The organism is Anaerostipes sp. Marseille-Q3525, from assembly GCF_018223505.1.
GTDB classification, from domain to species: Bacteria; Bacillota; Clostridia; order Lachnospirales; family Lachnospiraceae; genus Anaerostipes; species Anaerostipes amylophilus.
On the sequence record NZ_JAGTTT010000024.1, the window covers coordinates 19,587 to 38,915 of the forward strand.

A 19,329-nucleotide genomic window follows, 5' to 3' on the forward strand; every position below is an offset into this window, starting at 1 on the left:
TTCTATGTATCATGCTCCTCTCGGATTTTTCTATTTTTTTAAGACTGTTTTTAACTGGCTTACCGCTTTAGAACTTGATTTACTTGTCAGATCCTGATAGTCAAAAAATGCAAATCCATCGACTTTTTTCTTTCTTCCATACTTCACCTGATTCTTTAGGACGTTTTTGTCACTCTTCCATTCTTTACGTTCCGCACTATTTTGTCCTGTATTGTGACCTGCACGGTAAACTCCGATTCCAATATAAAGTTTTACTTTCTTGCTCTTGCAAGCCTTAACCCAACGATCCGTCACTTTGTTAAACTTCGCTGTTGGATGTTTGAATCCCCAGTAAATCTGTGGACAGATATAATCTACATATTTTTTGGAATTCGTCCATTTATAAATATCTACATAGTAAGAATATTTACTTGTCAGATTATCAATATTACCAGCTGGGCTGATTCCATAAGTAACTTTGGAATTGATCTTTTTGATTGCTGCTTTCATATCCATTACCAGTGTGCTTACCTGTGCACGACGGTATGTATAGATACTTTTCTTATTCTTCTTGTAAGATGATTTATTATATTCTTTCGCATCAAAGGCCGTTTTTACATTCTTACTTGTAAATTCCGGATAAAAATAATCATCCATATGAATTCCATCGACTTTATAGTTCTTTACGATTTCTTTTGCCCCATTGATGATCAGATTACGCACATCTTTCTTTGATGGGTTGTAATACAAACTTCCGTTATATGCAAGTACATTTCTGCTTGTTGATTTCTTAGCATGCCATTTTCTTGCTGGATTATTCTTTGAAAGTTTACTATAATTTGTTGATCCAATTGTTACACGATATGGATTCACCCATGCTTCAATCTTCATTCCATTCTTATGTGCAACATCTACCATGATCTTTAATGGATCATATCCAGGACTTCTTCCCTGTTTTCCAGAAATGTATTTTGACCATGGAAAGTATTTTGATTTGTAAATAGCATCTCCAAATGGTCTGACCTGAACGATCACACGGTTCATTCCAAAACTTTTTTCCTTTTTTACAACCTTTGTAAAATATGTACGAAATGTTTTTGCATTTCTTTTTTTGTTTGTCTCACGATAAGTATCGTAATCATAATAAGAAAACCAGAATGCTTTGTATTCTTCCTGTTTTGTTTTTGTTGTTTTTTTTGCTGCTGTTGTCGTTACTTTTGCTTTTGTCTGTTCACTTGCTGATGCTGCCAGTACCATATGACTGCAGAGATTTGCAAACATAGCACTGACTACCAGCAATGAAATCCATTGTATTTTGCCTAATTTTAAACGTTTCATGATATCTTTCTGATTATAACTCCTTTTTTAGTTTTTATTTACATCCACTTAAAATGCTCGCTTACTTCTTTCATCTATTGTAATGAATTTAACTGTTCATAAAATGTTGGATAAGATACATCCACACATTCAGAATCTTCGATCACTGTCTCACCTTCTGCATTGATTCCTGCGATAGAGAATGTCATAGCGATTCTATGATCATATTTACAGTTGATGCTTGCTCCATGAAGTGAATTTCCACCATTGATGATCATTCCATCATCAGTTGCTGTTGCATCAACACCCATTTTCACAAGGTTATCAACTGTTAATGCGATTCGGTCAGATTCTTTTACTTTCAGTTCTGCTGCATCTTTGATCACTGTCTCACCTTCTGCAAATGCTGCTAAAAGGGCAATGACTGGAATCTCATCGATCAGTGTTGGGATAACTTCTCCACCAATGACTGTTCCTTTTAATCTGCTTGTCTTTACAACGATATCTGCTGTTGGTTCTCCACCATTATCAATCACATTTTCCAATGTAACATCAGCCCCCATATCTTTGCATACACGTAAGATTCCATCCCTTGTTGGGTTGATTCCAACGTTCTTTAAACGAATGCATGAATTTGGTGTGATAAGGCCTGCTACGATAAAGAATGTCGCTGAAGAAATGTCTCCAGGCACAACGATATCTGTTGCGATCATCTCTTCTGGTGGTGTGATCGTTGCTGTTGTATCGTGTGATTCTACTTCTACTCCAAACGAACGAAGCATTAATTCTGTATGGTTTCTTGATAATGCTGGTTCTGTCACACTTGTCTTTCCATCGGCATAAAGACCTGCTAATAAAACACAGGATTTTACCTGTGCAGATGCAACTGGCGAATCGTAATGTGTTGCATTTAATTTTGTTCCTTCAATCTTAAGTGGCGCACATCCGTTTCCATTTACACTTGTGATCTTTGCACCCATCTGCTCTAATGGTTTGATGATTCTTCCCATTGGACGTTTATTTAAAGATGCATCTCCTGATAATACAGTTTCAAAATCCTGTCCTGCAAGAATTCCTGAGATCAGTCTTGTTGTTGTTCCGCTGTTTCCCACATCAAGTATCTCATTCGGTGCTTTTAATCCATGAAGTCCATTTCCATGAACTGTAACATTCGTTTCATCCTGCTCGATCTCTACTCCCATCTTGCGGAAACAATCGATCGTTGAAAGGCAGTCTGCTCCTGATAAAAAGTTGCTGATATGTGTTGTTCCCTTGGCAAGTGATCCAAACATTACAGCTCTGTGGCTGATCGATTTATCTCCTGGGATAGAAAGTTCTCCTCTAAGTCCTGTGCTTTTTGTTAATTTCATGCTTATTTCCTCTCGTATACTGTGTAATTTTTATCTCTTAAGATCTTTGTCGCTTTCTTTGCGGATTCATCATCATATAACATGATCTTTAAAACACCTTCTTCGAATTCACGGTTGTGAATGATACCGATGTTCTTGATACTTACATTGTTAAGAGCTAATAATGTCGTTGTTGTTGCAATCGTTCCTGGTTCATCCGGGATATCAATAAAGATCTCATATGACTTCTGGATCAGACCGACAGCACTGTCTGGTACAGAATCTCTGTATTCTCCTGCCTCTTTAAAATAGTTATTCAGATATTCTCGATCTTCCATATCAAGAGCTGCGATCACATATCCTAAATGATTCTGCGCTTTTTTTAATAATTCTTTGATATTCTTCTTATTAGATAGAGAAATCTGTTCCCATACAACTGGTGAAGACGAAGCGATTCTTGTGATATCTTTAAACCCTCCTGCTGCCAGCTGTTTTAAGATTCCATCGTCTGTATCCATATTACTTACAATATGTACAAGTTCTGCTGCTATGATATGCGGTACATGGCTGATCGCAGCTGTATAGGCATCATGCTGCTTGTAATCCAAAATAATCGTAAGTGCTCCAAGTTCTTCAATAAAATTCGTAAATTCTTTGACTCTTTGCTCACTGATCTTCTTTGTTGGTGTAATAAAATAGTAAGCATTCTCCACTAACCTGTCAGAACTAAAGGAAAATCCAGCTTTCTCTGACCCTACCATCGGATGTCCCCCGATAAAGCATTCTTCCATTCCAAGTTCTTCTATCTTTAAATGAATCTCTTCCTTTACACTCCCAACGTCTGTTAAAATGCAATCTTTATTGATCGATTCCTTCAGATCCTTTAAATACATTACATTATATTGAACCGGCGCACATAAAAATACATAGTTGCAATCTGCAAAATCTGTCTTGCAGTCCGTTGCAACCGAATCAATGATTCCTTCTTCCAATGCACTTTTTATGGTATCCGGATTTTCATCCATTCCAATGAGTGTGTAGTTCGGGAATACACGTCTGATTCCCTTTGCAATAGATCCACCGATCAGACCAAGACCGATAAATCCGATAGTAAAGTTACTCTCTGTCATTGTTTTTCTTCTCCTTTTTTTCCTTTTCTTATTGTAACTTCACACATATAAAAAGTCAACACTCACTTACTTTAAAGTGGCAGAGTATTTTATAAAAAATCAATTTTTCTTTGTATATAAATATTGGATTTCATACTTGAATCCCCCCAAAAAATGCTTTATGATTATCTTAACAATTATTTTACACTAACTATTTTTATCAAAGGAGTTTTCCAATGTTTGAAAAAGCCGTTATTTTCGCAACAAATGCTCACAACGGTCAGACAAGAAAAGGTACCAACCTTCCTTTTATCATCCACCCTCTGGAAGTTGCTGCCATTGTTGCCGCTATGACCCTTGATGAAGACATGCTTTGTGCCGCTGTCCTTCATGATGTTGTTGAAGACTGTGATGATATCTCGATTGAGGATATCAGACATGAATTTGGTGATGTTGTTGCTTCTTATGTTTATCAGGAGAGTGAAGATAAGAGCAAAACATGGGTCGAAAGGAAAGGTCATACCATTGATTTTCTAAAGAACCATGCACCACGAAACGCTAAGATCATTGCCCTTGGTGACAAGCTTGCCAATATTCGTGCCCTTTATCGTGATTATAAGATTCTTGGAGAAGAATTGTGGCAGCGCTTTAATATGAAGGACAAGAAGATGCAGGGATGGTATTATCGTGGAATGATCGAAGGATTTGCTGATCTTTCGGAGTTCCATGAGTATGAAGAATACTGCCAGCTTGTGAATGAAGTCTTTCCAGAAGAATAATTTCATCTTTGTCATTTGTAAGGAAAAGGGAATTCCAATTATCGGAATTCCCTTTTTTCTTAAATTCTGAACTCTTTTGCCATTAAAACCGTTGCAATTGCAAGTAAAATACTGCAGATAAAGATGGATTCTCCTCCAGCACGTCCTGTCAGGAATCCTCCAATAATTGCTCCAATGATAAAAAATGTGATGATTCCATAGTATCGTAAGCTTTTCTGCTTTAAAGTCTTATCTCCTGTTTTGAAATACTGGCAGAGTGCCTCGGTTCCACTTCTTAAGTTTCCAGTGCACATCGTACTTGCAAATGGATGTCCATGAACTCTTCGGAATGTCTCTACCTGCATTGAGCATACAAAGGAGATTAATACATTTGCCACAACATCATATTGACCTAACGGGATAAATCCAACAATCGTTACTAATATAAGCTCAAATCCCACAATTCTCTGTCTCCAATGAATCTTATGTTCTTCTTTATAAAAATGTTTTACAATTTCTACAAGAATGACTCCTACCGCAAATGCAAGAATGGGAACCAGATAATAAATTGCCTGTGTAAAATTTCTTTTTTCAAGATATACACCAAACAATACGATATTTCCTGTCTGTGCATTTGCAAATACATGTCCTCGCATTAAATAACTGTATGCATCAAGAAAACCTCCTACAATTGCAAGGATTGCTGTCAAAAAGAAACTTTCTGACATCTGCAATCGTTTCTCCTCCATTAAATCTGCACTTCCTTTCCAATCTGATAGAAAGATTTCATCAGAGTCATCATATCATCTAAGTCTTTACACCCAGCTGTTTCATACGTGGAATGCATGGAAAGCTGTGGCAACCCAATATCTGCTGCCTTGATCGATACTTGCCTAGTTAAGATATTTCCTAATGTAGAACCTCCTAGTATATCAGAGCGATTAAAGAATACCTGACAATTGATTTTTTCTCTCTTGCACAGATATTTTACAAGTGCTGCTGAATTCGCATCGGTTGTGTATTTCTGAGATGCATTATATTTTAATACGATTCCTTCATTGATATAAGGTCGGTTTGTAGGATCTGTCTTATCCTGATAGTTTGGATGCACTGCATGGGCATTATCTGCTGATAACATAAAGCTGTCTGCCACCGCCATGCAGTATTCTTCTTCATTTTTACCTGTTAAATAACAGATCCTTTTTAAAACTTCTGGGAAAAATGTAGATCCAGCTCCTTGTTTTGTTCCACTTCCAACTTCTTCATTATCAAAAATCGCACACATTGTGACATAATCTTTGGACAACTTGGCGTTTAACATTCCTTCAATGGATGAATATGCACATTCAAGATCGTCTAATTTAGGTGCTGCAACAAATTCTTCATTCATCCCAAGACTAGTCCCTTTCATTCGATTATATAAAAACAGGTCATAAGATAAGATATCTTCTTTCTTAACGCCTGCTTCTTTGGCGATCATATCTTCAAATCCATCTTTGGATAGATCACATGCACATAATGGCAGCAGATCCTTTTGTGGATTTAAAGCTTTTGATTCCTTGGTCGATCTTGACATATGGATTGCAAGGTTTGGAATGATCAAAAGATCTCTGTCAACATTTAGAAGCTGATCTTTGATCTGACCACTTTCTTCTATTATAATGCGTCCTGCCACAGATAATGGTCGATCAAACCATGTCTCTGGGATCATTCCTCCATATCGCTCTATATTTAACTTTGTATAATGATTCTCTACCCGCATCTCTGGCTGTTCTTTGATTCGATAAGTTGGCGAATCACTGTGGCTTGCCACGATATGAAAGCCTTGAAAATCTTTTTTCGGCAAATGAAATGCGATGATCGAACTTCCATTTCTTGTAACAAAATAGCTCTTTCCTTCTTCTAAGTTCCAATACTCTTTTTCTTTTAATTCAATAAAACCATGATCCATAAATTGTTTTCTTGCATTCTCGATCACATGAAAGCAACTTGGACTATGATCGATAAATTCGATTAAATTTTTGACACTGTTTTTCATCATCTTTTCCTCCAAAAATTTTCTAACGATTATTCTAGCACATTTATATAGGAAAGAAAAGAAGTGTAGTTATGTCAGTTTTATATATCTGTTATATGATATTTCTTCTCAATTCATTTCGTTGTAAAAACAACAGACTTTTTCTTCTATTTTAAATATACTAAAAACAGATGTAAGAAATTATTATATTCAGAAAAGGAGATTTTATGATGAACACATACCCATACATTAAAAATATTGAACATGAAAAAGTATTAAAGATTGCAGATCAGGTAAACGCAGATGCTGGACAAGTAGTAAGCAAAACATTAGCTCAAAATGACTTCGTAAGTGTCACTCTTTTTGCTTTCGCTAAAGGAGAAGAAATTGGAACTCACGATTCCATCGGAGATGCCATGGTAACAGTGATCGAAGGAACTGGAAAATTTGTTGTTGATGGCAAAGAATATATCTTAAATCAGGGAGAAACTCTTGTTATGCCTGCAAAGAAACCTCACTCTGTACATGCTGTGGAAGCTTTTAAGATGATGTTAGTGGTGATCTTTCCATTAGAACAGGATTAATCTATGGCAGATTCATTATCTTTAAGAGATCAATTGATCGAATCAACCATCGGCCTCTCCCGTGTCTGCTCCATGCACAAAAAAAGTGCTCGCACAGATCTATTGATCTTGCAGGCACTCCTTGACAGTGCAGATATTTCTTTATCCGATGGAACAATCCAAAATACTATGTCTCTCATACAATCCGAAAAATCAAAAATCGCCCCCATGTGTGAGACATGTGCTGCACGTTGCGGCAATTCTGATGATTACGATATGAGTAAGCTTTATAATGCATCAGATGAAATCCGTGAATTAAAGCTTGCGATCTTACATAAAATTCAGGGAATGGCAAAGGATGCGATTTTGAAATTACGTTCTGGAAAGCTCGATGACCAAGCAGTCATCTATTTCCATAAATGTCTCTTCGCAATATCTGAAGACTGGGATGCAGCACAACTGTCTGAAGTGTTACATGAAGATGTTTAAGCACTTGTCATAAGCTTAATTTAGATATAAAAAATACCATCTGTTTCTGTGACGAGCTCATATGGTCACAGAACAGATGGTATTTTTTATATCTTCAATTAACCTGCATTATGCAAGTACTTTACCTTCAGGAAATGCAGCTCTAAATACAAAGCGTACAACAGGTCCTGCAATGATCAGCTGATATGGAAGTGCCATCACAAAGTTCTTAGGGATATTAGTCAGCCACATCATCAATAAGTTTGAGAAATTTCCCATTTCAATACTTACTTCAACTGCTCCATAAAGTGACATAATGATAACCATAGGAACTACCATACAGCAAGATACGCTGATTACTTTTCTTAAAACAGAACTATCTGGTTTTACAAGATATTTAAAAGCAAATCCTTTCGCAAGCTTAGATACAAAGAACCAGTCGCAGCACATTGCAAAAATATATGCGATTGGGAATCCTAACCATCCAGCTTTAATTGATTCCATGGATAATCCACCCATATGTAATGATACGTTGTATATGCTCATCCAAAATACCATCATGAAACACATGATAAATGTATAGATAAGACTTTCTCTTTTATTCTGTGGCATTTTTCTCTCTCCTTCTTCTAAAAAATTTATTGTTTGTTTCTTATATAAAAATAAGCTCAAAAAAATAGCAGGGATCTGAACAAAACTCGTTACCAATCCCCACTACCGTGTGCAATCTTTCACTGCGTTTTTCTGCTTATTTCTTGTCAATTGATTATTATACATACTTTTTATTCTTTATATAAGTACTTTTTTTAATTTCGGCATATCCTTTAATATATGTATAAATTTATTACTATTTTTATGCACTTTTTACAATGATCCTTCAGCCTTTTTCGATATTCTTAAGTCTTTATGAAGAATTCAAAAAACAGATATTTTTTTCGAACTTTATGCTACAATAAAATCAAATGTAACATTCTCATATATTTTCAATAAGTTTAAGGAGGGATTTGATCATGAGAAAAACATTTACAAAAATCGCTGGATGTGCAGCATTAGGCTTGCTGATGTGTTTCAATGCTCCAGCGATCACCAAAGCAGCTGTAAAAACAGTTCCTGCCAAAAATGGAGTTTACAATGCAAAAGTTGATATGAACGGAGATGGCAAAGCTGATGCCATTAAAATTACAACAAGTAAAGATAAGAACGATTATATCAACAAGATCAAAGTTACAATGAATAAAAAAACTGTTTATTCAAAGTCTTTGAAAGACAGCTCTTTTTGCTGGATCAAGGTAACCTATGCAAACATGTCAAACAGCCGTGAATTCCTTCAGTTTGTAGGACATGGTGATAATGACTGTATTACATTCAATCAGATTTATACTTATAACAAGAAACGTAAAAAGCTAAACTGCATCAATTCTTTTAATACAAATGCATCTTATCAAAATGAGATCGTTGCCGCTGATAAGAATTATGTAACGATCCATAACAGTGATCAACCTGCTGAAGTTGGATGGATTTCCTGGAATATTCCTTACAAATACAGCAAAGGAAAACTAGTTGCCGCAACAACTTCCACAACAACTGTAAAGAGCCTGATCGCAAACAATAAAAAAGATAAACATTCTAAATACTTTGCCAAGAATCAGTTTGTGACTGCGAAAAAACTTACTTTCTATAATGGCTCTAAAGTCGCATATACTGTTCCTAAAGGTAAAGTTGTTACTTTAACCAAATTATCTTTATCTAAAGATGTGATCTACTTACAGTTTAAATATGGAAAGAAAACTGGCTGGGCACATGTGAATGGTACTAAGTATAATTTTAGTAAACCTTGGTTTCAGGGTGTGAACGCTCGACTTGCTGGGTAAATTGTGATTTGCGACGGTAGGATTTCGTATATGTAACGGAAATAAGATAACAAGAAATATTTATAAGAAACTGAACGCGATGCATTGGAATTTTGCCATATTTTGAATAAATTCGCAGCCCAATTGGACGATTGTCTGAGCTTCAAAGACTTTTGTCTGAAACAAAGCTCCAAAGCGAGTTATCGTAGGAAATTGGGCGGATCAGCGATTTGTTCAAAATATGAGCAAAATTCCAATGCATCGCGTTCAGTTGCTTATTTATTTTTTATCATATACTCGAATTCTACAGTTGGCCAACTCCAAATTAAAATTTCTTAATCCATTCTTCCATCTCAGCTTTATCTGCCATTGCAGCCAATGCTCCTTCTTTTGTAGTAGTATTTGCAGCATAAGCATTTGCAAAGTCAAGATATCTTCTTAATGTGTCATCATCAACATTTTCAAGATTTTCAACTTCATCATTTAGCAAACAGTATAAGAATGCTCCGATAAAGGAATCGCCAGCTCCTGTTGTATCACGTACATCAATTTTGTATCCAGGTGCTCCTATAACGGAACCTTTCTTTGTATAAATTTCAGCTCCATCTGCTCCTTTTGTATAGATCACGTATTTTGCTCTGTTGGCAAATAGTCCGTCTAATGCATCTTTAATATCTGTATATCCTGTGATAAATTCTAATTCTTCGTCAGAGATCTTGATGATATCTGCGTATGCAAGAAATTCATTGACTGTCTCTTTTAATTTGTCAAGATCATCCCATAAAGAAAATCTTAAGTTCGGATCAAAGGAAACTTTCACACCTTGCTCGATTGCCATTTTGATCAATTTTTTGTGTGCTTCTTTCATTGGCGATTCTACAAGATCCACACTGCAAAAATGAATCATTCCACAATCGTCTAAAATATCTGTTGGGATATCTTCAACACTGTAACGTAAATCTGCACTGTTTTTTCTATAAAACTTAAAATCACGGTTACCATCAGATGCAAGAGATACGAATGCTAAGGCTGTTTCTCCTTCTTTGTCCCTTTCAATATTGGACGTATCAATTCCTGCATTATCTAATACTTCTACAATATAATCTCCAAATGGATCATCTCCAAGTTTTGTCAAAAATTTGGATGGAATTCCAAGCTTTGTGACTGCTCCAACTACATTTGCAGGTGCTCCTCCTGCGACTCTTTTAAATGAAGGTACATCTTTTAGTCTCTGTCCTTTTACCTCTGGGATAAAATCAATTAATGCTTCTCCGATTCCACATAATTTATTCTTCATTTCTGCCTCCTTTGATCTCAAATGATTTTAATGGATATACTGTCATTATACCAGAACATTCTCCATTAATCAGTATTCTTCCATGACGATTATATATTCTTGTTGTAAAAACTTCTTCTCCATGGTTAACAAAGATTTCTAAGGAAGATGTATCCGCAAAAATATGGAGATGTTCTAATTTTTCTAGTTTTACTTTTCTTGTTGTTCTTCCGCTTCCATAGACACCGAGATTTAATGTAAGAATATTATCTTTGTAAGAAAGAATAATGCCTTCTCTCAATGTCATTGTCATTTCGCGACAGCGTTTGAAATCTATAACAGCTTCATAGATAGAATTTTGCATGATGAGCGCCTGTCCATAACTAAATGTACAAACAGCTTTGTCATTGCTTCGAAGCTGTTTTAACTCTTCAATTGGTTCCTGGATCAGTTTTCCATCTCTTACAGATAATTTTCTTGGAATTGTAAGCGCATGCTGCCATCCTGCTTCTTCGGTTGGATTTGTATAATCCGCATCTGGAATTCCCATCCATCCGATCAAAATTCTTCTTCCTCTTTCATCTTCGAAACTTTGTGGTGCATAAAAATCAAATCCTCGATCAAAAAGTTTAATATCTGTGATCTCATATTCATCCGTCTCAAAATCATAGTTTAATTTCATTGCTGTGACCTGATGAACATTTTCATAATCAATTCCCTGCGTCTCTACGCCCTGTGGGCAGCAGATGATGTATAACTGTCCATCGATTTCAAATAAATCTGGGCATTCCCACATATAACCAAATTTCTGTGGCGTTGTAATACGGTTTTTGTATGTCCAGTTCTTAAGATCTGCGGATTCATAAAGAATGATCATTCCGATACCTTCTTTATCTCTTGCTCCTAGCACCATGTAATATTTATCATTTTTCTTAAAGATTTTTGGATCACGCACATGGTTGCTCATATCGTCCGGATAATCGTTAGTTGTCATAAGCAGTTCTTTTTTTGTAAAATTATACCCATCTTTGCTTGTAAATGTGATCGTATTACTTCCGCGTCCACTGTTAATATAATCATAATCATCTCGATCAAAATATTTCAGATTACCTGTATAGAAATAGTGAATCGTGTCATTTTCGATAAATGCAGATCCGGAATAGACACCATGGGCATCAATATCTTCATCCGGAAATACCACTGGTCCATAATCTTTGTAATGAATAAAATCCTTTGTTGTATAATGTCCCCATGTCTTTAACTCACCAGTTGGTTCAAATGGAGTGTACTGGTAGTAAATATGATATGTACCGTCAAACTGGCATAAACCGTTTGGATCATTTAACCATCCTGTCTTTGGCATTAAATGAAATTTTAATCGGTCAGGATCTGCCGCCACACGTTCTCTGTAAGCTTCATTTTCTTTATACCATTTTTCATAATCTGCCTTATAGACTTTCTTGTATTTTTCAAACATATGCCCTGGTTTCCTTTCCTTTTTCGAATAATTATTATTTTAATTTCATGATCTTTGTATCATTATCTGCATTCGTTGCTTCAATAACTTCTACTTCTTTTCCTTTCGCATCTGCTACTAGGAACATTGTCTGTGTCTGGTATCCTTTTTCTTTGACAAGATCCATATCAAAAGATAACAGTTTATCACCTTTCTTTACTTTGGCTCCTGTCTCTACGAATGTTTCAAAACCTTTGCCTTCCATCTTGACTGTATCAATTCCTGCATGTATCAAAAGTTCTACACCAGAGTTTAATGTAATTCCCATCGCATGTTTTGTTGGGAAGATTAAGCTAATTGTTCCATCTGCCGGTGCATAGATCACTCCTTCACTTGGATTGATCGCAACTCCTTCTCCCATTGCTTTACTTGCAAATGCTGGGTCTGCAGATTTTGATACATCTAAAACTTCACCTTTCATCGGTGCATATAATTCATTTGTTTCTTCTGCTGTATCAGCTGTTGATTCCTGTACTTCGATCTCTTTTACTTCTTCTTTCACTGAAGTCTGAGCTTTGTTGTCTTCTCTTTCGATGTTAAACTTCTTCCAGAAGATTGCTGTTAAAACTGCGGATACTGCCATAGATAAGATTAATCCGATTGCAAAGTTTAAATAGTCTTTTGGAAGCATAGATAAAAATCCTGGAAGTCCGGCTGCTCCTAATGCCTGAGCTAGGACTCCTGTTGCTGCACAATATGCATTTCCTACGGCAGAACCAATGATAGCTGCGTAGAATGGATATTTTAATTTTAATGTAACACCGAACATTGCTGGTTCTGTGATTCCAAGTAATGCAGATACACCAGAAGCGGAACAGATAGATTTCATTTTCTCATTCTTTGTTAAGAATAAAACTGCTAAAACAGCTGCTCCCTGTGCTACATTGTTCATACTTGCTGTTGTGAAAATGAAACTTCCACCTGTTGTTGCTTTCGCTGCAATTAACTGTGTCTCGATTGCGATAAAGCTGTGATGCATTCCTGTTAAACAAATTGGTGCATATGCAAGTCCAAATAATCCACCACCAACAAATCCAAGTGTATTGTATACCCATGTGATTCCGTCTGCTAATAAGTTACCTGCTTCTCTTAAAACTGGGCCTACAAAAATAAATGTTAAAAATGATGTTACCATGATAGAGATCAATGGCGTTGTTAAGTTATCTAACCATGTTGGTGTTACTTTATGTAACTTCTTCTCGATCGTTGCTAAGATAAATGCAACTGCTAACACTGGAAGTACGGTTCCCTGATATCCGATCGCTGCAATCTTAAATCCAAAGATGTTCCATACTGGTGGCTGTGCAATACCAATGCTGTACGCACTTAACAGATCAGGATGAACCATGATCATACCCATGGCTGCTCCAAGATATGGATTACCACCAAATTTCTTTGTTGCACTGAATCCGATCAGTACTGGCAAGAATGTAAATGGTGCACTTGCAAATAAGTTGATCGCTGTCGCAAGGCCTTTCCACTGTGGATACAGATCGATCACTGATTTTCCATGAAACATTGCTGCTGTCAAAATGTTATTTAATCCCATTAACAGACCACCGGCTACGATGGCTGGAATGATTGGTACGAAAATGTCACTTAAAAGCTTTACTAATCTCTGAAGGGCATTCCCTTTCTTCTCTTCTTTCTCATCATCTGCTGATGTATCGACTGCTATACCTAACTGTTTCTGCACTTCATCACAGACTAAATTTACAAGTCCTGATCCAAAAATGATCTGGAACTGTGACTGAGTTAAGAAAACTCCCTTCACTCCTTCAATGTCACTGACTGCTTCTTCATTGCGAAGGTCGTTGTTCTTAAGCTGTAAGCGAAGTCTTGTTGCACAATGCTGTACAGATTTGATGTTTTGTTTTCCACCAACGTTTTCAATAACCTGTCTGGCGATTTTTGCGTAATCCATATCTTCTCTCCTTTTTTTAATTGTGAAACTTATTATGGTATCGGTTCCATATTTGTATATTATTACTTTCTCGTTTGTTTGTCAATAGTTTTTATGGAATCGATACCATATTTTTTGTTTTATTATTTTCAACAGCAAAGCCCTCCGTTCCGAGCAATACGGAAGGAGGGCGATATTATGAGTACATATGAAGAATTTATGATCATTATCAATATAAATTTATTACCGGACACTCCCACCATCAATAAATTCATATCCAACAATCTGCTTCTTAGACACTGGATCTCCTGCGATCATCTTAAGAATCGTTTCCGCACCAAGGTACCCCATGCCATAAGAATCAAACTTTAAGGTTGTAAGTTCTGGCGTTAATAATGCACTTTCATCATATCCACCAAAGGCCGCAACCGATACTTCTTCTGGGATCTCTTTCTTATATTCATGCAAGATCTTATATGTTCCAAATGCAAGTCTGTCCGTCGCACAGATGATCGCATCCAAATCTGGTTCTTTTTCAAGTAATTCTCTTGCAACCGTCTGTCCACCAAGGAAACTGTAATCACTCTTTCCTATTACAGGTGTAATCCCATATTCTTTCAGTCCATCTAATACACCATTTCTTCGTTCGGTTCCAACCGCTTTATCCGTCTCATAAACACCAATATATCCAACCTTTTGATGTCCTTTCTTCCCTATATGCTCTCCCATAGCTTTTCCTGCATGGTAATCATCATAAATGATGGAAATTCCATCTTCATAATCCTGTGTTAAGACAACCACTGGTATTCCTGCTTTCTTTAACAGTTCTTTGTGGTCTTTTGTAATTGCTATGGAACTGATCAGGATTCCATCGACATTTAGCTGAATCAATCGCTGAATATTCTGTAATTCCTGATCAATATTGTGATCTGAATTCTGAATAAGTGTTGTGTATCCTTTCTCTCTTAGATATCGGTCAATGCTTGTGATTACGCGGCTTGTGATCTTGGAATTAAGTGTCGGCACAACCACACCGATCACATTGCTTTGTTTTGCATTTAATCTTGCAAATGCATTGGGTGTGTAATTATATTCTTCAATGACCTTCTGAATCTTCGCTCTTGTCTCATCTTTTACATATCCTCCGTTAAAATAACGGGATACAGTACTTTTCCCGACTCCTGATAAACTTGCGATATCTGCCATGGTCATTTTCTTTGCCATATATTCTTATCTCCTTTTGTTACTTTTTCTTTGTATATCTTAGCACAGAAAAAACTATAAAGAAATAAGGTGATATGAAATTTCATTCTGATCTAATACATGAAGTATTTCTTTTCTACCTGTAAATAAAAAAATCTGCCTGTCTGTTTTCCGCTCAAGATAACCAAGTGTCTGTTTTAATCTTTCATCATCATAGTTGCCAAATACATCATCCAAAAATAACGGAAATCCATCATCTTCATATAACAGATCTGCAGATGCCAGACGTAATGCAAAATATAATTGTTCTATCGTTGCATTGCTTAAATATTTCATATCAATATAATCGAAACCATCATATACCATCATCCTCAAGCTGTCATCCATGACAACTTTCGTATATTTTCCATTTGTTACATCTGAAAATATCTTAGATATCTTTTCATTTAATTCCTGTCCAAATGTCTTCTGAATAGATCTTCCTGCCTGCTCAATGGCTTTGATCGCCTGTTCTATCTCATGGATTTCCAGCTCGGCTGCTTTCTTTCTGCTGAGAGCCTGTTGGTATTTATATTCCATGTCTTCTGCTTTTTGTTCCTGCATCTGAAGCTGTGATTTCTCAATCTCTATAATTTCAAGACGATGTTTTAATTCCATCTTCTTGATCTTCTCTGGATCATTTCCTAACAGTTTTTGAATCCAGCCGATCAGTTTCTGCCAAAATGTCAAATGCCTTTTTTGCTGTAATTGTCGTTTAATTTCTCTCTCTTCCTGTTCATAACGTCTCAATTGCCCAACATCATATTTGAATTCATTTTTTTGTTTCCGCAAAATATCGACCTGAACAAATGCAGAATCTTTTCTCTTTTGTCTTCTCTTGATCTTTAAATAATCTACTGCTTTTCGAAGATCGATCCCTACATTTTTGCTGCTTCTTAAATTCGCCATAGAATTTTGCAGAACTTCTTTCATTTCTTTTCCTGTACGAATATCTGCCTGTGTCATTGATACTGTATTCTCAAATGCTGTTTTGTCACTGTCAAAAAGAATATGCTGCAATGTAGTTCCTGGCAGATTGATTTCTTCCATTGTGTCTTCATAAAACATCCGAAGATTTTTTTGTTCTTTTGAAAAATTCCTTATAATCCGATAAAAAGTTTTTCCTTTTCTGATCGTAACAGAACCTCCATAGTTTCCTCCATTTACTGGCATATATCTTATGTAATCGTCATTTTCTGCAGTAACTCCTCTTGCCCTCTCTAAACCAAAGAGCATTGAGATCATAAATTTTCTGATTGTTGTCTTTCCTGCCTCATTCTTTCCAAAAAACACCTGAATCTTATCAGTTGTCAATGCATTATATTTATGAAATTTTCCAAATCCATCTATATTTATTTTCTCAATCTCCATCTCTTATCTCTCCCTGGCATAAGATAGTGCTTCCATCGCAAATGTCAGTGCCTGCGGTTCTTCTTTTAATATTTCTGCTACTTTTTGGATCATAAGATCATTTTCTTCTGCTAACTGATCATAATCCCAGCGGTTTTTTGTTTCATAAATGATATCTGAAATCAAATAATCCTCTTTGATATCATCAAAATCTATTTCTATCTCCGGATCAATACTTCCCGTTAAAACTACTTCATAAATATTATCTTTTCCACGATAAGAAAGTTCTGTTTCTATACGATCTTTTATTTCAGATGCAGACATTTCTTCTGTAATCATAACCTCGACTTGTATATACATTCTTTTTGCAAATGGGACAAATTCTATCTGCTGTTTCTCTTCACTGATCTCACCTTCTATAAATCCATGACTTCCAGTTTCTGTACGATCCAAAGGTTCTAAAGATCCTGAATATGCCATCAGGTCTTCAAAAATAATCTCTGGTTTATGAATATGTCCAAGAGCAATATAATCGAATCCTGACCATTTTAATATGTCTTTATTGATCGGAATATGACTTTCATCTCCACCATGTGCAAGAAGAATGGAAAATTCATCAAAATCCTGTGGTTTCATATCGTCATACACAGCTTCCCTGATCTGATTTGTCCAATAACTGATCCCATAAATAGTTGTGTGAAGTTCTTCAAAATAAACATAATTTCTTTCTCTGCCGTCTAACAAATATACTTCACTATTCCAATGATACTTAACAAACTCTTCTTCTGTTGATAAATGATCATGATTCCCTGCGATCATTACTGTTTTTGTATTCTGCAATCCTGATAATATATAATCAACTTCTCTTAATTCCTGTTTCGTCGGCCTTTGATCAAAGAAATCTCCTGCGATCAGTAAGACATCTGTCTGCTGTTTGTTTGCATAATCAATGACTTTTTGAAATGTAAGTTTGATTTCATTTTCTCTGATTCTTCCAAATGATTGATCTTTCTCTGGTTGTGCTCCCCAATGTACATCTGCTATATGAATAAATTTCAAAAAATCACCTGCTTTCCATTTTTGTAATTCGATAAAATATGTTATATTTCTTCTAGAAGCTTATGAATCTGCTCTTTCGTAATATTTTCAATATGTACTCCTCCAGTACATACAACAATTCTTCCCGTTTCTCTACATCGTTTTTCTGCCAGTTTTCTGCATAAGAATTCATCTTTATGACCGGTCAGATTCAGTACTGAGGATGTCACACTGATACTTCCATCATTTGTAAGCGAAGGACGTGGAACCGCCTGTACAACACAACCAATATGTGGTTTGTCACCTCCAGCAAGAATTAACACAATATCGTCTCCAATTCTTGTTTCCTGAATCTCTATCGTAATTCCAGCAATCTGTTTTCTTGTTATGACTCCTTCCATCTACAATACTCCTTTTCCTGTAGTTTTAGGTTTGTTTTATTTTAACGCATTTATATATAGAATTGCAACAATATATAATGATAGCAAACAAGAAATAAAAAAGCAGCCAGAATCACTTCCGACTGCCTTTTATTATCATAATTTATATTTTAAGCCCATAAATCTGCTGGATAAACACCGTCTTTGATCAGGCCTTCAAATGCTTTCTGTACAGATTCTTTGTCTTCCTTGTAAGTTACACCGAACCAACGGTCCTGTGTATCTAATACCTTAACGTTTGCACGTCCTTCTTTTAATAATTTATCTACGATATTTGGAAGCAGATATTCTTTCTTGATGTCTCCTTCTTCAACATTAGATAAGAAATTCTTGAAGTCTTCTGCAAGATATTCTAAAAATTCTGGATATGCTGCCCACATATTCATAGATACTTTATCATCTGGGCTGATCCATTTCTGAACTTCTTCATTGTCGCAAACAATCTTACCTTCTTCATTCATCTCAATTCCTGTTGTCTCATGAACCTGGCTTAACAGACCTTTCTCGTCTACAACACTGACTCCTCTTGTTACAGCACCATTATCACTTAATGTATTCTTCAGGATAAATCCTGCCATTCCCATAGTAAATTCTCTTCCAAGATCTTCTCCAGATACTAAGAAATCATGAAGTTTTACAAACGCTTCTTTTCCATAATAGTCATCTGCATTGATGATCACAAATGGTTCTTTCACTACATCCTTGCAGCAAAGAACTGCCTGTCCTGTTCCCCATGGTTTTGTACGTCCTGCTGGGACTTCAAATCCTTCTGGAAGATCATCTAATTCCTGGAAAACGTATTCTACATCAATCTGTTCTTTGATGCGGTTACCAATCACTTCTTCAAATTCTTCGAAGATATCCTTACGGATAATAAATACAACTTTATTAAATCCTGCTTCTTTTGCATCACGGATAGAATAGTCCATGATGATTTCTCCATTCGGTCCCATCTTTGCCAGCTGTTTGATTCCTCCACCAAATCTTGATCCAATTCCGGCGGCCATAATAATCAATGTAGTGTTCATAAATCTCCCCTTCGGTTATTCAACTGTTTCTTTGTTTCGTTACCTTTTTTCTTTTGTGAAATATCTCTATATTTTATTTCACATATAAACTTAATTATAGATTTTATTTTGTATAAAGTCAACTAT

Annotated in this window: 18 protein-coding genes; 4 read left to right on the plus strand and 14 right to left on the minus strand. The window is 35.9% G+C overall.

All coding sequences use genetic code 11. The features are described 5' to 3' along the window. Positions 1 to 30: 30 nt before the first annotated feature. The 3 genes from KE503_RS10955 to KE503_RS10965 form a co-directional block, all read right to left on the minus strand. Entirely contained in the window at positions 31 to 1,317 is a 1,287-nt protein-coding gene (locus KE503_RS10955) for a glycoside hydrolase family 10 protein (RefSeq protein WP_055197333.1), read from the minus strand. Between the two features lie 74 nt (positions 1,318 to 1,391). After that, positions 1,392 to 2,666, minus strand: coding sequence for a 3-phosphoshikimate 1-carboxyvinyltransferase (gene aroA, locus KE503_RS10960; RefSeq protein WP_212385223.1), 1,275 nt, complete (start codon positions 2,664 to 2,666; stop codon positions 1,392 to 1,394). Positions 2,667 to 2,668: 2 nt separating this feature from the next. Continuing rightward, positions 2,669 to 3,775, minus strand: coding sequence for a prephenate dehydrogenase/arogenate dehydrogenase family protein (locus KE503_RS10965; protein WP_055197329.1), 1,107 nt, complete (start codon positions 3,773 to 3,775; stop codon positions 2,669 to 2,671). A gap of 215 nt (positions 3,776 to 3,990) precedes the next feature. Between KE503_RS10965 and KE503_RS10970 the strand changes: the two genes are divergently transcribed. Further along, positions 3,991 to 4,533 carry an HD domain-containing protein gene (locus KE503_RS10970; protein ID WP_022374458.1) on the plus strand — a complete coding sequence of 181 codons (543 nt, stop codon included), beginning with the start codon at positions 3,991 to 3,993 and terminating at the stop codon, positions 4,531 to 4,533. Between the two features lie 59 nt (positions 4,534 to 4,592). Here KE503_RS10970 and KE503_RS10975 read toward each other — a convergent pair whose 3' ends face one another. Beyond that, positions 4,593 to 5,261 (minus strand): YoaK family protein, encoded by a 669-nt coding sequence (locus tag KE503_RS10975; protein WP_212385224.1) that lies wholly within the window; start codon positions 5,259 to 5,261, stop codon positions 4,593 to 4,595. After that, entirely contained in the window at positions 5,261 to 6,550 is a 1,290-nt protein-coding gene (locus KE503_RS10980) for a M18 family aminopeptidase (protein WP_081020056.1), read from the minus strand. The genes KE503_RS10975 and KE503_RS10980 overlap by 1 nt, the downstream gene beginning before the upstream one ends. 209 nt (positions 6,551 to 6,759) lie before the next feature. On the opposite strand from KE503_RS10980, the gene KE503_RS10985 reads away from it, so the two are divergent. Beyond that, positions 6,760 to 7,113 (plus strand): cupin domain-containing protein, encoded by a 354-nt coding sequence (locus KE503_RS10985; RefSeq protein ID WP_055197327.1) that lies wholly within the window; start codon positions 6,760 to 6,762, stop codon positions 7,111 to 7,113. A gap of 3 nt (positions 7,114 to 7,116) precedes the next feature. After that, complete coding sequence (locus KE503_RS14575) at positions 7,117 to 7,581, plus strand: hypothetical protein (RefSeq protein ID WP_249183044.1); 465 nt, start codon at positions 7,117 to 7,119, stop codon at positions 7,579 to 7,581. A 108-nt stretch (positions 7,582 to 7,689) separates the two neighbouring features. Here KE503_RS14575 and KE503_RS10995 read toward each other — a convergent pair whose 3' ends face one another. Next, on the minus strand, positions 7,690 to 8,172 hold the full coding sequence (locus tag KE503_RS10995; protein ID WP_022374463.1) for a hypothetical protein: 483 nt from the start codon (positions 8,170 to 8,172) through the stop codon (positions 7,690 to 7,692). A gap of 398 nt (positions 8,173 to 8,570) precedes the next feature. Here KE503_RS10995 and KE503_RS11000 point away from each other — a divergent pair, with 398 nt between their 5' ends. After that, the gene (locus KE503_RS11000) at positions 8,571 to 9,431 is read left to right on the plus strand and encodes a hypothetical protein (RefSeq protein ID WP_212385225.1); all 861 of its coding nucleotides are present in this window, start codon (positions 8,571 to 8,573) and stop codon (positions 9,429 to 9,431) included. A 304-nt stretch (positions 9,432 to 9,735) separates the two neighbouring features. Here KE503_RS11000 and KE503_RS11005 read toward each other — a convergent pair whose 3' ends face one another. The 8 genes from KE503_RS11005 to KE503_RS11040 all read right to left on the minus strand — a co-directional run bounded on the left by KE503_RS11005 (position 9,736) and on the right by KE503_RS11040 (position 19,203). Beyond that, positions 9,736 to 10,707, minus strand: a complete 972-nt coding sequence (locus tag KE503_RS11005; protein WP_212385226.1) for a carbohydrate kinase family protein — start codon at positions 10,705 to 10,707, stop codon at positions 9,736 to 9,738. After that, positions 10,697 to 12,163: a glycoside hydrolase family 32 protein gene (locus tag KE503_RS11010; RefSeq protein WP_212385227.1), complete on the minus strand. Its 1,467-nt coding sequence runs from the start codon at positions 12,161 to 12,163 to the stop codon at positions 10,697 to 10,699. The genes KE503_RS11005 and KE503_RS11010 overlap by 11 nt, the downstream gene beginning before the upstream one ends. A gap of 34 nt (positions 12,164 to 12,197) precedes the next feature. Next, a complete protein-coding gene (locus KE503_RS11015; RefSeq protein ID WP_212385228.1) occupies positions 12,198 to 14,126 on the minus strand; it encodes a sucrose-specific PTS transporter subunit IIBC in 1,929 nt (642 codons plus the stop codon). Between the two features lie 222 nt (positions 14,127 to 14,348). Then, positions 14,349 to 15,329 (minus strand): LacI family DNA-binding transcriptional regulator, encoded by a 981-nt coding sequence (locus KE503_RS11020; protein WP_212385229.1) that lies wholly within the window; start codon positions 15,327 to 15,329, stop codon positions 14,349 to 14,351. 54 nt (positions 15,330 to 15,383) lie between these two features. Further along, the gene (locus tag KE503_RS11025) at positions 15,384 to 16,718 is read right to left on the minus strand and encodes an AAA family ATPase (RefSeq protein WP_212385230.1); all 1,335 of its coding nucleotides are present in this window, start codon (positions 16,716 to 16,718) and stop codon (positions 15,384 to 15,386) included. A 3-nt stretch (positions 16,719 to 16,721) separates the two neighbouring features. Next, positions 16,722 to 17,756: a metallophosphoesterase family protein gene (locus KE503_RS11030; protein ID WP_212385231.1), complete on the minus strand. Its 1,035-nt coding sequence runs from the start codon at positions 17,754 to 17,756 to the stop codon at positions 16,722 to 16,724. A gap of 41 nt (positions 17,757 to 17,797) precedes the next feature. Continuing rightward, entirely contained in the window at positions 17,798 to 18,136 is a 339-nt protein-coding gene (locus KE503_RS11035) for a prenylated flavin chaperone LpdD (protein WP_117944590.1), read from the minus strand. Positions 18,137 to 18,285: 149 nt separating this feature from the next. Then, on the minus strand, positions 18,286 to 19,203 hold the full coding sequence (locus KE503_RS11040; RefSeq protein ID WP_212385232.1) for a nucleotidyltransferase family protein: 918 nt from the start codon (positions 19,201 to 19,203) through the stop codon (positions 18,286 to 18,288). Between the last annotated feature and the right edge of the window lie 126 nt (positions 19,204 to 19,329).

Coding starts and splice junctions, on each gene's coding strand:
- KE503_RS10955 (WP_055197333.1), bottom strand. CDS start 1,317: ATGAAACGTTTAAAATTAGGCAAAATACAATGGATTTCATTGCTGGTA.
- aroA (WP_212385223.1), bottom strand. CDS start 2,666: ATGAAATTAACAAAAAGCACAGGACTTAGAGGAGAACTTTCTATCCCA.
- KE503_RS10965 (WP_055197329.1), bottom strand. CDS start 3,775: ATGACAGAGAGTAACTTTACTATCGGATTTATCGGTCTTGGTCTGATC.
- KE503_RS10970 (WP_022374458.1), top strand. CDS start 3,991: ATGTTTGAAAAAGCCGTTATTTTCGCAACAAATGCTCACAACGGTCAG.
- KE503_RS10975 (WP_212385224.1), bottom strand. CDS start 5,261: ATGGAGGAGAAACGATTGCAGATGTCAGAAAGTTTCTTTTTGACAGCA.
- KE503_RS10980 (WP_081020056.1), bottom strand. CDS start 6,550: ATGAAAAACAGTGTCAAAAATTTAATCGAATTTATCGATCATAGTCCA.
- KE503_RS10985 (WP_055197327.1), top strand. CDS start 6,760: ATGAACACATACCCATACATTAAAAATATTGAACATGAAAAAGTATTA.
- KE503_RS14575 (WP_249183044.1), top strand. CDS start 7,117: ATGGCAGATTCATTATCTTTAAGAGATCAATTGATCGAATCAACCATC.
- KE503_RS10995 (WP_022374463.1), bottom strand. CDS start 8,172: ATGCCACAGAATAAAAGAGAAAGTCTTATCTATACATTTATCATGTGT.
- KE503_RS11000 (WP_212385225.1), top strand. CDS start 8,571: ATGAGAAAAACATTTACAAAAATCGCTGGATGTGCAGCATTAGGCTTG.
- KE503_RS11005 (WP_212385226.1), bottom strand. CDS start 10,707: ATGAAGAATAAATTATGTGGAATCGGAGAAGCATTAATTGATTTTATC.
- KE503_RS11010 (WP_212385227.1), bottom strand. CDS start 12,163: ATGTTTGAAAAATACAAGAAAGTCTATAAGGCAGATTATGAAAAATGG.
- KE503_RS11015 (WP_212385228.1), bottom strand. CDS start 14,126: ATGGATTACGCAAAAATCGCCAGACAGGTTATTGAAAACGTTGGTGGA.
- KE503_RS11020 (WP_212385229.1), bottom strand. CDS start 15,329: ATGGCAAAGAAAATGACCATGGCAGATATCGCAAGTTTATCAGGAGTC.
- KE503_RS11025 (WP_212385230.1), bottom strand. CDS start 16,718: ATGGAGATTGAGAAAATAAATATAGATGGATTTGGAAAATTTCATAAA.
- KE503_RS11035 (WP_117944590.1), bottom strand. CDS start 18,136: ATGGAAGGAGTCATAACAAGAAAACAGATTGCTGGAATTACGATAGAG.
- KE503_RS11040 (WP_212385232.1), bottom strand. CDS start 19,203: ATGAACACTACATTGATTATTATGGCCGCCGGAATTGGATCAAGATTT.